Below are 12,599 nucleotides of genomic sequence, written 5' to 3' on the forward strand. Positions count from 1 at the left end.
GGCGGCAAAGAGCCGTCGGATACAAGCAGGGCCGGGCCGAACCGGAGGTATGCTCACGCTGCTCGCCGGCGGGACGGGGACGCCGAAGCTGCTGGCCGGCGCGAAAGCGCGGGTCGATCCCGCCGCGCTGACCGTCGTCGGCAACACCGGCGACGACATCGAGCTCGGCGGCTTGCTGGTCTGCCCGGATCTCGATACCGTGCTGTTCCACGAGGGCGGTGTTCTCGACACCGACCGCTGGTGGGGTATCGACGGCGACACACACGAGACAAACGAGGAACTCCACCAGTTGGCCGACGCCGCCGACCTTGACGATGGCCCGCGATACCTCCCCGACGATCGACAGACCGCCGGCCGCGAGCTCGCCCGGTGGCGACGCTTCTCGGCGGTTGCGGAGTTTCTGACCATCGGCGACCGCGATCGCGCGATCCATCTCACCCGAACCAGCCTGCTCGACGAGGGCCACTCGCTCACCGAGACGACCGCCGTCCTCGCCGACGCCCTCGATGTCGACCTGACGCTGCTGCCGATGAGCGATGATCCCGTTGCGTCGCTCATCCACACTGATGACGGAGCCGCCGGCCCGATGCACTTTCAGGAATATTGGGTCGGCCACCGCGGTGACGTTGCTGTCGACGATGTTGAGTTCCGCGGTGCCGACGACGCCGAACCGACCGACGAAGTGCTCGGCGCGCTCGAAGAGCCGGTCGTGATCGGCCCCTCAAACCCCGTCACAAGCATCGGCCCGATGCTCGCGCTGGATGGTGTCGAAGCCGCACTCGATGCGACCGAGGTTGTCGCTGTCTCGCCGTTTATCGAAGATCGCGTCTTTTCGGGGCCCGCGGCCGACCTGATGGCTGCAACCGGCCGCGAACCAAGCACACAGGGTGTCGCCAACAGCTACCCCTTCGTCGACGCCTTCGTCCTCGACAACGACGACGACACCGACCTGGATCGTCCGGTCGTCCGCACCGACACCGAGATCAATACCGCCGCCGACAGCAAGCGCGTCTTCGCGGCTGTCATGGAGGCACTCGACCGTGTTTGAGCCGCGACTCGCCGTCGCCAGCCTGAGCGGCGAGGCCGACGCCGAGTGGGGGCTGGCCGCGGCCGACCACGCAGGCGCGGCCTTCCTCGGTGGGATCGCCCTCGACGAGCCCGCCCGCGAGGCGGCCCGCCAGCTTGTCGCCCGCGACCGCGAGGAGTTTCTGCCACCCGATCCGCTGGCGTTTATCAACGAGCAGCTTGCGGCGGTTGCCGACGCCGATGCCGGGATCCGGCCCGGGATCAACGTCAGAAGCACCACAGTCGCGCCGATCCGTGAAGCCGCGGCGATCTGTGCCGACTACGACGCGATCCTGGAAATCAACGCCCACTGTCGACAGGACGAGCTTTGTGCGGTTGGCTGCGGTGAGAGCTTGTTGGCCGATAGCGACCGACTGGCCGAATACGTCGCTGTCGCCGCCGAAACTGGTGCGGCCGTCAGCGTCAAGGTCAGAGCCGAAGTCGACGGCGTCGACCTCGTCGCGGTCGCCGAGCGGATCGAGGCGGCCGGCGCCGACGCGATCCACATCGACGCGATGGATTCCGAATCAATCGTCGGCGATGTCGCCGCCGCGACCGATCTGTTCGTCATCGCCAACAACGAGGTCAGGGACGCCGCAAGCGTCCGCGAATATCTTTCCTACGGAGCCGACGCCGTCAGCGTCGGGCGACCGAGCCGCGATCCCGAAGGACCGGTCTTCAGCCGCGTTGCCGCCGCCGTCGCCGAGTGCGAGCCGGAGGTGCCGCCGTGAGCGACGATCCCAGCGGTTCCGAGCCGCGCCGCACGGCCGCCGATAACGCCCAGCTCGCCCTCCTGCTTGAGGTGAGCGCGACGCCGAAACCGGGCAACGTCGACCGCCACCGCGATCTCGACGACCTCCGCTTTGAACAGTTCATGGCCGGCGCGGTCGGCGCGGGCGCGGGGTTGCGGCAGGCGGCCGACGGCGGTGAGATCGGTCCGGCCTTCGAGCGCGCGGTCGCCGGCATGGCCGAGTTTGCCGGCGAGAACACGCAGTTCGGCTGCCTGCTGTTGCTCGTACCGCTCGTTCGGGCCGCCGCAAACGACGCACTCACACCCGACGGCGTCACCAAACTCGTCGAGGCAACGACCGTCGACGACGCGATCAGTTTCTACCGCGCGTTCGAACACGTCGATGTCGCCGTCGGCGATCCACCCGAGGACGCCGATGCCCTCGACGTACGCCGCGGGAGCGACGCCACCGAAACGCTCCGCGAGCGGGAGCTCACCCTCTACGACATCATGGGGCTCTCGGCCGATCCAAACGATGGGATCCCCGACGGCAACGCCCGCGAGTGGGTGACCGGCTTCGAGCGCGCCTTCGACGCCGCCGATCGGCTGCTGGCCGCCGAGGGCCCGATCGGCGACCGCACGGCCCGCGTCTTTCTTGCACTGCTGGCCGAGGAGCCGGACACGCTCGTGGCGATCAACCACGACGAGGCGACAGCCCGCAACGTCTCCGAGCGCGCCGCCGAGGTCGCCGACGACATCGCTGCTGGAGACGATCTCTCGGCCGCCGAAGAGCTGGCCGAGGAGTTCGTCGACGCCGGCTACAACCCCGGGACGACGGCCGATCTGACCGCCGCCGCGCTGTTTATTGCGCTTGAGCGTGGGCTGTCGGTATGACCAGCGACGAGCCCGGAGCACCCCGCGACACGCCAACCGGCGACACGCCGGTCGACGAGCCGGCCAGCAACGACGACTGGCCGGTCGCGCTCCGCGGCGTCACCGAGTCGATCGTCGCCACGCTCGGCCCGAACGACCGCTGGAACATGGCCGCCCTCGGCCTGCACGCGCCCGACGAGCCCGACGAGCCGGTCGAAGCGACGACGTGGGGTAACACCCGAACCAAGCGCAACTTTCACCGACAGGGCGGCGGTGTCGTCCAGTTCACCGCCGATCCGCGGGAGTTCGTCGACGCGGCGGTGACGATCCGCGAGGAGGATCACCCCGTGTTGCCGAACGCCGACGCATGGGTCGCGGTTGACGCCGAGGCGATCGATCGCGGCACTGAGGGCGACACCGAGTGGGAGCGATGGGAGATTCGGCCGAGAGAACCCGGTACCGTCGCCGACGAGCGGCCGCTGACGATCAACCGCGGGTTCGGGGCCGTGATCGATGCCACGGTCGCCGCCTCCCGGTTGGACGTGCCGAGCTACGAGACAGCGACGTTGCTTGATCGGTTGTCGTACTTCGCAGAAACAGTCGAGAAATGCGGCGGGCCGCGGGAGCGGGCGGCCTTCGAGACGCTCAGCGAGGCGACCGAGTGGCGGGCGCGCGTCGCTGACGATGGGTGATACGGTTTGCTGTAGGAAGGTACCGTTCGACCGCCGCCCGGTGGGCAGTTGGGGCGGTAACCGTCTACAGTAAACAGTATGAGCACGCCGTCTCGGAACGAATCGTTTTAGTGTCGCTCCGGACAATCGCGGGTATGGCAATCAAACCGAAGTACGTCAAGCAGCTCGGTCGGACGCTGCTTGAGGATTATCCGGAGGCGTTCAACACGGATTTCGAGACGAACAAGGAACACGTCGCCAAGCTCACCACCGTCGAATCGAAGGGCGTCCGCAACCGCGTCGCCGGCTACATCACCCGCAAAAAGGCCGCCAAAGTCTGATCGCTTTTTCACTACTCTTCGCAGCCCGCCGAATCAGTAGACGTATTCGTCGGCGGTCAGTTGGACGTAGCCGTTTCGCTTGAACTGTCGTTTTCGCTTTTTGTAGCTGTAGTACACCTTCGCGCCGGCAAACCCGGATTTCAGCGCGCTCGGGGTGAACAGCGTCGGCCCCCGCGCGGTCAGCATCTCCCGGACGGTCGCAAACGTCCGATCCCAGTCGTCGGGGTCGTACTCCCGACAGAGGTCGGCAAAGGTGACGTTCCGCAGTAGCTCGTCGCCGATGGCGTCCTTCCAGCGATCGTTGTACGCCGAGAGGTCGCCCCCGGCGGCCAACTCGCCGGCGATCGCACCCGCGCGGACGGCGACGTGATCGCCGCCCTCGTGGAACGCCGAGGTCGTCCCCATCGCGCCGCCGGCGACCGCGATGCCGGCGTCGACGGGTGATTCGATCGGTCGCGTTGAGGAGATAGAGTAGGTTTCGGTGCCGTCGCGCTTGCCGCGATCCTCGACGAGCGGGAAGTCGGTCTCGATGTCGTACTCATCGCCCCACACGCGTTCGAGCAGCCGCCGGATGTAGGTCGCGCCGTCGGGGATCGACTCGTCGTCGGGATGGATCAGCGGGTAGTCCCCGCGGTCGTCGACGGCGTCGAGATCGAGACCGATCGGCATCGTCAGCCCGACCCGGCAGACACGGTTGTCGTTCGGGAATACCCACGGGTAGGCGGTGTGGCCGGGCATGTGGCCCCACCAGAATTTGATCGCCGTGTTGAGCTCCGCGAAAACCTCCTCGGGGAAGCGACGGTACTCCTGGTAAGCGATGTGGTTGGCTGTCGGTGCGGCGAGCCGCTTGGAGGCAGCGGTCTCATCAGGGAGATAGTCGTCGAGAACGGCGTTGGTGACCGTTCGCTGTGGGCCGTCGGCGAGCACGAGGAAGTCGGCCCCGATGTCGTCGCCGTCGGCGGTGTGGATCGTATGTCGTGGCTCATCGCCGCCGGTCGCGGCCGGATCGCTGTCGACACCGCGGACGCGGACGCCGACGCGGTAGGTCGCCCCGGCGGCTTCGGCGCGCTCTCGCAGCCAGTCGTCGAAGCGGGCGCGGTTGAACGTGTAGCCGAAATGCTCGTAGTCGGCGTCGATACCGGTGCTCGTCAGCGTGCAGGATTCGGTCGGGCCGATAAACTCGGCGCGGTCGAGGTGCTGGACGAGAACGTCGTCGGGGAACTCCTCAGGGTGGATATCCATGATCTCCACCCAGTAGTCGAGGATGCCCGCCGCGTCCGTGGAGTCGGGGCCGAGTGTCTCGCGGTCGGCCCGCGGGACACCCTTCTCCAAGACGAGGGCCTCGGCACCGTCGCTGGCGGCGGCGTGGGCGGCAGCCATCCCGGCGGGGCCGCCGCCGACGATGGCAACGTCTACGCGTTCCATACCGTTCACCCGGCCGGTTCGAGTATTAAACCCACGGAACGCGGGCGGAACCTCAACCGCTAACCGGCTTCGGTGCCGAACGCCGGTATGACCGCGAGCGAGGAGCTGGCTGAGCTACTCGAAACCCGACACGCAACCGCCGAACCGACGATCCCATCGCCGGCGGTCGCCGAGTCGGTTGCGGCTCACCTCGGCGAGATTCGGGCGGCCGCACCACCGGCCGCGGAGGGCGGTGGCGACGAGCCAGCCCTCGACTGGGCGACCGAAGCGATAGAGGAGACACCGGTCAGCATGGCGATCTCCGGGCCGGCCTACGCCGACAACCCGATCTGGTATGTCAACGACGCCTTCGAGATGCTGACCGGCTACGACGAAGGCGACGTGCTCGGCGAGAATCTGCGGCTGCTACAGGGCGAGACAACAGACGCCGACGCGGTCGCGGATCTCCGCGAGGCGATCGACATCTGGGCGGCAGCGGTCGTTGAGCTCGACAACTATCGGGCCGACGGGAGCCGGTTTCGGAACCGGGTTGCGATCGCGCCGATCCCCGACGAGACGGGGACGATCAGCAACTGGGTCGGGCTGCAGGAAGTCGTCGACAACGCGTAGGGTGGGCTGTCGTCACGGGGCCAAAACTACTCTTTTCGATCACGGTCGGCGGCGTCCTCCTGGATCTCCTCGATAGCGGCCTCCTGTTCGCCGCGGGCCAGCCCACCGGATTCGACATGCCGGCCGTTGTACTGGCGGCTCGGGATCGCATTCCACACCGAGCCACCACCCTCGTCGTCGCTGCCGACGACACGCAGGTAGAGGAGAATCGAGAGCCCAACCACGACAAGCGCGGCCGCAAGCGGCGGCAACAGCGACGCCGGCGCGGCGATCACCGGCGCGAGCAGCAGGAGGGCGGCGAGCACCGTTAGCATCCCTTTGGCGAGCGAGGAGAGTCCACGAAGGGAGACCATACCTGATAGTTCGGCTACAGTATCAAAGAGGTTCAGTCGACAGGGGTGACTCCCACGAGGCCCGTAGACTCAAGCCGCTGGCACCGAACAAGGGGGATATGTCCTCCCCACAGATCGCTGTCCTGCGACAGAAGATCCACGGGCTCTCAGCCGACGATTACGCGGCAGCACTGCGGTCGGAGCTTCCTGAGGCCGAGATCGCCGTCGCAGACACCCCACGCGAGGAACGCGAGCTTGTCGGCTCGGCACCGATCGTCACCGGCTACGATCTCGATGCGGAGCTGATCGAGACGGCCGAGAACCTCGATCTCTTCGCCGGCGTCTACGCGGGCGTCGATCATCTCCCCTTGGAGACCTTCGAGGCCAACGACGTGGCGGTGACCAACGCCTCCGGGGTGCACGGCCCGAATATCGCGGAGTACGTCATCGGCGCAATCTTGAGCCACGTCCGGGGATTTAGTCGAGCGCGACGCCATCAGGACAACCGCGTCTGGCAGTCGTATCCCGCCCGCGAACTCCAAGGGAGTACGGTGACGGTCGTCGGCCTCGGCGCGATCGGCTCGGCGGTCATCGACCGGCTCGATCCCTTCGGCGTCGAGACGCTGGGCGTTCGCTACACCCCCGAGAAGGGCGGCCCGACCGACGAGGTGTTCGGCTTCGATGAGATACATGCGGCCCTCGGCCGCACCGACTATCTCGTCTTGGCCTGTCCGTTGACCGAGACGACAGCAAAGCTGATCGACAGCGACGCGCTGTTGACGCTGCCGACGGAGGCGTTTCTCGTCAACATCGCCCGTGGTGGCGTCGTTGACACCGACGACCTCGTGAGCGCGCTTCAGGCCAACCGGATCGCGGGGGCGGCCCTCGATGTGACCGATCCCGAGCCGCTGCCGGCCGACCACCCGCTGTGGGGCTTCGAGAGCGTCTCGATCACGCCACACAACGCCGGCCACACGCCACGCTACTACGAGCGAACTGCTGAGATCCTCGCCGGCAACGTCGAGCGATACCACAACGGCGAGACCGACTTCGAGAATCAGGTGGTGTAGCCCGGCTCAGCCGGCCACCGACACCACGATCGCCGGGACGACAATCAACACTGTCGCCCCATAGACGAGGGCTGAGCGGAGCCACTGGCCGCGAACCGCCGTCGCCTGCTCCTCGTAGGGGCGGCCGCCGGCCCGTGGGAGCACCAGATGCGCAAAAAAGGCGTAGATGAAGCCGACGACAGCGACGACAGCGAGCAGATGTGCTGGGAGGGAGACACCGAACGCCGCACCCAGGGTCGGCATCGCCCGATCGACGCCGAGAGCGACCAGCGCGTACAACAGCCCGGCCAGCCCGCCGGCGAGATGGTGAGCGACCATCGCCGTCCGAAACCGGACATCCCGGGCGGGGGTGCGTGTCAGGACGCCAGCAGCGATGTACGCCGGCGTGAACCCTTCGGGCTGACGGCTCATCGGCCAATCCATCACAAGGGCGGCGATCACGCCGACGATGACGGCGATAGCCAGAAACCACGGCACCGGCACGGTTCCCGGCGGAAGCCCGCCCGTAAGCGGTTCCATGGCTGTTCTCAGCAAGGCGATCCGTAAATAAGCTCGTCAGACGACGTGGTCGGTCTGCACCCGGCGACGTTAGGCGTCCGGGAGCGTGATATAGAACGTTGTTCCCTCGCCGGGCGTCGACTCGACGCTGATCTCGCCGTCATGGCGGGTGACGATCCGCTCGCAGATCGCCAACCCGATGCCTGTCCCGTCGCTGTCGCCGCCTTTATCGAACAGTCCAAAGATCTCATCCTGCTGGTCGGCGGGGATCCCGGGGCCATCATCGGAGACGGCGAAGCGATAGCCGTTGGGCTGCTGTGTGGCACTGATCTCGATGGTCGTCCCCTCACCGCCGTGCTCAATGGCGTTTTTGATGAGGTTTTGGAACAGCTGGCTGATCTGATCGCTATCAGCCTGGATCGTCGGCAGCGATTCGGTGGTGAGCTCGGCATCGTGCTCCGTGAGCTTGAACTCGAGATCCATCCGAACGCCGTCGATGACGCTGTTGAGATCGGTTGGTTCGAACGCCGTGCCCTCAGTTTCGACACGGGAGTACAGCAGCAGGCCGTCGATCATCCCGCGCATCCGCTCGGCTCCGTCGACGGCGAAATCGATGTACTCCTGGGTCTCCTCGTCGAGGTGGCCTTCGAGTTCCTCCTCTATCAGACAGACGTAACTTGACACCATCCGCAACGGCTCCTGGAGGTCATGCGAGAGGATGTAGGCGAACTCCTGGAGGCGTTCGTTCGAGCGTTCGAGATCCATCTCGTACTCCTTGCGATCGGTGACATCCTGCTGAAACCCGACGAAGTCGGTCACCTCACCCTCATCGTCGGTCACGGGCGCGATCGAGACGCGGTTCCAATACTCCTCGCCGTTCTTCCGGTAGTTTCGGAGTTCGACCGTCACCGGTTCGGCGTTGTCGATCGCCTCACGCATCGCCGCGACCGGTTCCTCGTCGGTGTTTTCACCCTGCATAAACCGGCAGTTGCGACCAACCACGTCCGACTCACTGTAGCCGGTGATCTGTTCGTAGCGATCGTTGACGTAGACCATCGGGTTGTCGTCTTGCTCAGCATCGCTGATCACGATGCCAACCGGTGCGGCTTCTACCGCGCGGGTTTTCTGCCGGAGTTCCTGCTCCCGTTCGGCCCGTTCGAGTTCGGTGCTTGCCCAGCCGGCGAACAGCTCGACGAACAGCTCCTGTGGCTCGGTGAACTCATGATCTCTCGGGTTCCGGTCGGCAAAACAGAGGGTGCCGACCGCCTCGCCGTCGACCGTTAGCTCCGCACCGACGTAACAGCCCAGCCCAAACCGCTCGAAGGCTGGGTCGTCGTCCCATCCCTCCTCGGCGGCGTTGACGACCGTCATCGGACTGTCAGTGTCGCGTCCGATCGTTCGCCGGCAGTAGGATTCCGAATACGGCGCGCTCGCACCCTCCTGGAGCTGCTCGTTTGCGCCGACGCCGATCACGATCCGCTGGGTTCCGTCGTTGATGTTGGTGAGAAAGCCCTGTTCGACATCCATCACCCCGCGGCCGAACTCCAGCAGCTCGGTGACCCGCTCCTCGAACGGGATCGGTTTTGAGATGGTCTGGTGGAACCGCCGGAGCACCGCATCCTGTGTTTCGAGGCGATCGATCTGCTCGCGTTCGTCGGAACGCTCCGCCCACTCGGCGAGGACATACCCCTCGCCGTCGATCGTGGTTTCCGAGAGCTGAACGCGCATCTGGTGTGTTTCGCCCTCGGGGTCTGCGAGCGTCCACTCGACGGACTGTGCCTCGTCGACAGCCGCCCGCACCTGCGTCTGAAACTCGCTCGGCGAGTCGTCGGTGTCGTCCGGTGTGCAGACATCGATCGCGTTTCCACACAACGTCGACGACGGGTGGCCGGTCAGCCCTTCAAACCGGCTGTTGACGCCTTTGAGCACCGCCGTCTCCGGATCGTGAACCGAGAGACCGACACTGAGATTATCACAGAGTGGCGGCAGGAGCTGAGACATTGACCTCTCTCTACGCGGACGAGCATCATAAACCGTGGTGTACAGCTTCGGGTTCGATGGTGCTGTGAGCTCGCCACGGCGGAGGCTTCGCGTCGGCACGATCGTCTACTGTCGCGTCGGCGCGGTGGTCCCTGTCGCGTTGGGACAGTCAGCCCCTACGCGCTAATAAAGTCAGCCCCTACGCGTCGTCACTGTCGCTGACGACCAGGACGGTTGCGTCGTCGTGTGGTTTGCTGTGCTGATCGAGCAGCCGCCGAGCCGTGACCGTCGCCGACTCGTCGTTGTTCGCCCAGACTGTCGAGAACTCCCAGTGAGAGTCGATCCCGTCGGAAAACAAAACGAGTCGATCGGTGGGATGCCACTCGCTTTGTGTGATCTTCGGGCTCGGGCCGTTGTTGCCGACGACACCGCGCCGCGGGATCACCGTGAGATCGCTCTCGTCGTTGGTCTTGTGGTTGATGTTGCCGACCGTGCCAACTGTCACCGTGTTGTCCGTCCAGTCGAACCGGGCCAGTGCCATAACGACACCGCGTGTCCCACGACAGGCTCGCTCGGTGCCCGAAAAGATCGACGCCACCGAGTTGTCGTAATGCGTTTCGATATACTCCGTCGCCGCGTTCGACGCCTTGTGGGCCTCATCGCCGTGTCCAAGCCCGTCGATCACGCCGATGAGGACGTGATCGTCCCAGCGTTTGATCACGAAGCTATCGCCGTTGACCGTCTCGTTGGCGGCCGGCCGCGAGGCGGCCCCGAACGATAGCGGACAGGAGGTTTGCGGCTCGTGGTCGGCTCGAATCCAGCGATCGGCGACGATCTTCGTCCCGAAATCCGGCTCGCCCGGTGCCGCGACCGTCAGCTGATGCATCAGGCGGTTGACGGCCCCGAGGCCCCCACCCAGACTGCCCGCGGTCGACGTGCCGTCGGCGAACGCCGCATCAACGTTGACGATGCCGGGGCCGATATCGAAGGATTCGATCCGGATGCCTGCTCTGTCGCCATCGCTGAGTTTGCTGACAGCGAGTTCCCCGCTGTCGGCGTGTTTACGGACGTTCGATGCGAGTTCGGTGGCGACGATACCGATCTCCCCGACCGCCGACTCATCGAACCCGATATCCGCGGCCATCGACTCGGCGGCCTGTCTGGCGAGCACCTCGTCGCCGTCCTGTTGGATGTCGTGCCGTTCGGTCTCACCGCGTGTTGGTTCCGACGACATTACTGCCACTTCCGAACCGTGATCGTCGTCCCGTCCTCGGCGTTTGAGGTCAGATCGAAGGCGTCCATGAGCTTTTTCGTGCCCTGAATCCCGCGTCCCATCCCGCCCGATGTCGAGTGTTCGGCGCGAAGGACACCCTGGATGTCGTCGATGCCGGGGCCCTCATCGTCGAAGACGAGTTCGATGCCGCTGTCACGGCCGGCTTCGATCTCGCGCCACGTCATGATACCGTCCTCGGCGTAGAGATGCATGTTGCGCGCAAGCTCGGAAACGCCGGTCACGATCCGGGTTACATCGGTTGTCGAAAACCCGATCTCCTCGGCGACCGCTCGCGCCTCCTGTCTGGCACGGAGGATGTCATCTTCCGACCGGACACGGATCGTCCCTGACCGAAGCACCTGCGCGTCGACGGCGTCCGACGTTTTTCCATCCTCACTCATCGGCCTCCTCCGGGTGACAACGCGGAGCCGGATCGGTCGCCGTCGTCGTGGGTGGTCGCCGCCTCGCTTTCGGACTCTGCGGCCACATCGTCGGCGTCCTCGACCGTGACGCCAAGCATCAACAGCGCGTGGTCGGTACTGCGGGCGGTATCGACCGAGTCAAGCCCGAAGCCGAGTTCTGCCGCCGTGATCGCCACGCTGGGACGCATCCCGACGACGATGGCCCGTCCACCCATCAGCTCGACCATGCCCGCGGTTTCCGAGATCACCCGGGCGAAAAACGAATCCAGCGTCGTCACCTCGGAGATATCGAGGATCACGCCACGCGGATCGGTCTCGTTCATCTGGTTCAGCACCTCCTGCTGGAGGTTGTCGACGGCTTGATCGGTCGGCCGCCCGGGGAACGCCGCGATCAACACATCGTAGACCTGGGTTACCGCGGCTGACTCACTGGCTGTCATTCAAAGCTCACACCCTGCCACGAGAGGGCGACACGGAGCCCCTCCATCAGCGACGACTGCGTTTCGACGCCTTCGAGCCGCACACCGAGTTGGACGAGCGTCTGGGCGATCTCCGGGCTGATCCCCGTAATCACCACGTCGGCACCGAGCAGATTGACCGCGTTGATCGTATCGATGAGGTGTTGGGCGGTCGCGGTATCCAGCGCGGTCACCTCGGTGATATCGATCAGCGCGATGGCAGCCTCCGTCGAGACGATCCGATCCAGCAGATCCTCGGTCAGCATCTCGGCTTTCTGGGTATCCAACGATCCCACAACGGTCGTGAGGATCACGCCGTCCCAGATCTCGACGACCGGCATCGAGAGCTCCTGTATCTCCTGGGCCATATCCTGTAGGCGGCGTTCCTGTTCGAGCTGCTCGGTGATGTCCCGGCCGATGCCGACGATCGCTTCCAGTTCGTTTTCGGGCTTGAGCGGCGACATCGAGAACTCGTAGGCGATTTCACGGCCACCCTTCGTCTCGATCTTCGCCTGTACCGCTGTCCGAATCTCCCGGTTGAGCACCGTCTCGACGGCGTCCTCGATGGCGTCCTGATCGTCGCCCGTGAACAGCTCTGTCGGCTCCATCGAATCCAGCTCCTCGGCCGAGTAGCCCGAAACCGACGGAAGCTGTTCGTTCCACTCGATGAAATCACCCTCGGGATTGAAAATGTAGAAGATGTCCTCCAGCTCGTCTAATCCGGTCGAAATGAGATCCTCGTCCATACGACTACGTTACGATCGAGCCAGATAGGGGTTGGGGTGCCGGTTCTGTCGATCAACGGTGTCCGTTTTGTCATTTCGTGTGGTCGGCAGATGGTTATTCTCTCAT

The 12,599-nt window shown here is 65.2% G+C and carries 15 protein-coding genes; 7 read left to right on the forward strand and 8 right to left on the reverse strand.

The genetic code is table 11. From position 1 onward, the window contains the following. Positions 1–49 precede the first annotated feature (49 nt). The 5 genes from cofD (at position 50) to EWF95_RS00175 (ending at position 3,680) form a co-directional block, all read left to right on the forward strand. Positions 50–1,048, forward strand: coding sequence for a 2-phospho-L-lactate transferase (gene cofD, locus EWF95_RS00155; protein ID WP_142441968.1), 999 nt, complete (start codon positions 50–52; stop codon positions 1,046–1,048). Continuing rightward, positions 1,041–1,796, forward strand: coding sequence for a tRNA-dihydrouridine synthase (locus EWF95_RS00160; protein WP_142441969.1), 756 nt, complete (start codon positions 1,041–1,043; stop codon positions 1,794–1,796). Before cofD ends, EWF95_RS00160 begins: the two co-directional genes overlap by 8 nt. After that, entirely contained in the window at positions 1,793–2,689 is an 897-nt protein-coding gene (locus tag EWF95_RS00165; RefSeq protein WP_142441970.1) for a triphosphoribosyl-dephospho-CoA synthase, read from the forward strand. The genes EWF95_RS00160 and EWF95_RS00165 overlap by 4 nt, the downstream gene beginning before the upstream one ends. Continuing rightward, entirely contained in the window at positions 2,686–3,360 is a 675-nt protein-coding gene (locus tag EWF95_RS00170) for a DUF447 domain-containing protein (protein ID WP_142441971.1), read from the forward strand. The genes EWF95_RS00165 and EWF95_RS00170 overlap by 4 nt, the downstream gene beginning before the upstream one ends. 134 nt (positions 3,361–3,494) lie before the next feature. Beyond that, positions 3,495–3,680: a 30S ribosomal protein S17e gene (locus EWF95_RS00175; protein ID WP_142441972.1), complete on the forward strand. Its 186-nt coding sequence runs from the start codon at positions 3,495–3,497 to the stop codon at positions 3,678–3,680. A gap of 33 nt (positions 3,681–3,713) precedes the next feature. Here EWF95_RS00175 and EWF95_RS00180 read toward each other — a convergent pair whose 3' ends face one another. Continuing rightward, a complete protein-coding gene (locus EWF95_RS00180; protein WP_142441973.1) occupies positions 3,714–5,105 on the reverse strand; it encodes an NAD(P)/FAD-dependent oxidoreductase in 1,392 nt (463 codons plus the stop codon). 87 nt (positions 5,106–5,192) lie between these two features. Here EWF95_RS00180 and EWF95_RS00185 point away from each other — a divergent pair, with 87 nt between their 5' ends. Then, the gene (locus EWF95_RS00185) at positions 5,193–5,714 is read left to right on the forward strand and encodes a PAS domain-containing protein (RefSeq protein WP_142441974.1); all 522 of its coding nucleotides are present in this window, start codon (positions 5,193–5,195) and stop codon (positions 5,712–5,714) included. Positions 5,715–5,740: 26 nt separating this feature from the next. Here the strand turns inward: EWF95_RS00185 and EWF95_RS00190 are convergent, their stop codons facing one another. Then, the gene (locus EWF95_RS00190) at positions 5,741–6,067 is read right to left on the reverse strand and encodes a hypothetical protein (RefSeq protein ID WP_142441975.1); all 327 of its coding nucleotides are present in this window, start codon (positions 6,065–6,067) and stop codon (positions 5,741–5,743) included. A gap of 98 nt (positions 6,068–6,165) precedes the next feature. On the opposite strand from EWF95_RS00190, the gene EWF95_RS00195 reads away from it, so the two are divergent. Further along, positions 6,166–7,116, forward strand: a complete 951-nt coding sequence (locus EWF95_RS00195) for a D-2-hydroxyacid dehydrogenase (RefSeq protein ID WP_142441976.1) — start codon at positions 6,166–6,168, stop codon at positions 7,114–7,116. Between the two features lie 6 nt (positions 7,117–7,122). Here EWF95_RS00195 and EWF95_RS00200 read toward each other — a convergent pair whose 3' ends face one another. The 6 genes from EWF95_RS00200 to EWF95_RS00225 form a co-directional block, all read right to left on the reverse strand. Continuing rightward, on the reverse strand, positions 7,123–7,635 hold the full coding sequence (locus tag EWF95_RS00200; protein ID WP_142441977.1) for a hypothetical protein: 513 nt from the start codon (positions 7,633–7,635) through the stop codon (positions 7,123–7,125). Positions 7,636–7,704: 69 nt separating this feature from the next. Further along, positions 7,705–9,615, reverse strand: a complete 1,911-nt coding sequence (locus EWF95_RS00205) for an ATP-binding protein (protein WP_142441978.1) — start codon at positions 9,613–9,615, stop codon at positions 7,705–7,707. Positions 9,616–9,793: 178 nt separating this feature from the next. Further along, positions 9,794–10,828, reverse strand: a complete 1,035-nt coding sequence (locus tag EWF95_RS00210; RefSeq protein WP_142441979.1) for an ATP-binding protein — start codon at positions 10,826–10,828, stop codon at positions 9,794–9,796. Further along, positions 10,828–11,268 carry an anti-sigma regulatory factor gene (locus tag EWF95_RS00215; protein WP_142441980.1) on the reverse strand — a complete coding sequence of 147 codons (441 nt, stop codon included), beginning with the start codon at positions 11,266–11,268 and terminating at the stop codon, positions 10,828–10,830. The genes EWF95_RS00210 and EWF95_RS00215 overlap by 1 nt, the downstream gene beginning before the upstream one ends. Then, a complete protein-coding gene (locus EWF95_RS00220) occupies positions 11,265–11,729 on the reverse strand; it encodes an STAS domain-containing protein (RefSeq protein WP_142441981.1) in 465 nt (154 codons plus the stop codon). Before EWF95_RS00220 ends, EWF95_RS00215 begins: the two co-directional genes overlap by 4 nt. Beyond that, positions 11,726–12,493 carry a PAS domain S-box protein gene (locus EWF95_RS00225; protein WP_142441982.1) on the reverse strand — a complete coding sequence of 256 codons (768 nt, stop codon included), beginning with the start codon at positions 12,491–12,493 and terminating at the stop codon, positions 11,726–11,728. Before EWF95_RS00225 ends, EWF95_RS00220 begins: the two co-directional genes overlap by 4 nt. Positions 12,494–12,599 lie beyond the last annotated feature (106 nt).

Origin of the sequence: Halonotius roseus, assembly GCF_006861655.1 — an archaeon.
Classification (GTDB): Archaea; Halobacteriota; Halobacteria; order Halobacteriales; family Haloferacaceae; genus Halonotius; species Halonotius roseus.

Coding starts and splice junctions, on each gene's coding strand:
- cofD (WP_142441968.1), top strand. CDS start 50: ATGCTCACGCTGCTCGCCGGCGGGACGGGGACGCCGAAGCTGCTGGCC.
- EWF95_RS00170 (WP_142441971.1), top strand. CDS start 2,686: ATGACCAGCGACGAGCCCGGAGCACCCCGCGACACGCCAACCGGCGAC.
- EWF95_RS00175 (WP_142441972.1), top strand. CDS start 3,495: ATGGCAATCAAACCGAAGTACGTCAAGCAGCTCGGTCGGACGCTGCTT.
- EWF95_RS00180 (WP_142441973.1), bottom strand. CDS start 5,105: ATGGAACGCGTAGACGTTGCCATCGTCGGCGGCGGCCCCGCCGGGATG.
- EWF95_RS00185 (WP_142441974.1), top strand. CDS start 5,193: ATGACCGCGAGCGAGGAGCTGGCTGAGCTACTCGAAACCCGACACGCA.
- EWF95_RS00190 (WP_142441975.1), bottom strand. CDS start 6,067: ATGGTCTCCCTTCGTGGACTCTCCTCGCTCGCCAAAGGGATGCTAACG.
- EWF95_RS00195 (WP_142441976.1), top strand. CDS start 6,166: ATGTCCTCCCCACAGATCGCTGTCCTGCGACAGAAGATCCACGGGCTC.
- EWF95_RS00200 (WP_142441977.1), bottom strand. CDS start 7,635: ATGGAACCGCTTACGGGCGGGCTTCCGCCGGGAACCGTGCCGGTGCCG.
- EWF95_RS00205 (WP_142441978.1), bottom strand. CDS start 9,615: ATGTCTCAGCTCCTGCCGCCACTCTGTGATAATCTCAGTGTCGGTCTC.
- EWF95_RS00210 (WP_142441979.1), bottom strand. CDS start 10,828: ATGTCGTCGGAACCAACACGCGGTGAGACCGAACGGCACGACATCCAA.
- EWF95_RS00215 (WP_142441980.1), bottom strand. CDS start 11,268: ATGAGTGAGGATGGAAAAACGTCGGACGCCGTCGACGCGCAGGTGCTT.
- EWF95_RS00220 (WP_142441981.1), bottom strand. CDS start 11,729: ATGACAGCCAGTGAGTCAGCCGCGGTAACCCAGGTCTACGATGTGTTG.
- EWF95_RS00225 (WP_142441982.1), bottom strand. CDS start 12,493: ATGGACGAGGATCTCATTTCGACCGGATTAGACGAGCTGGAGGACATC.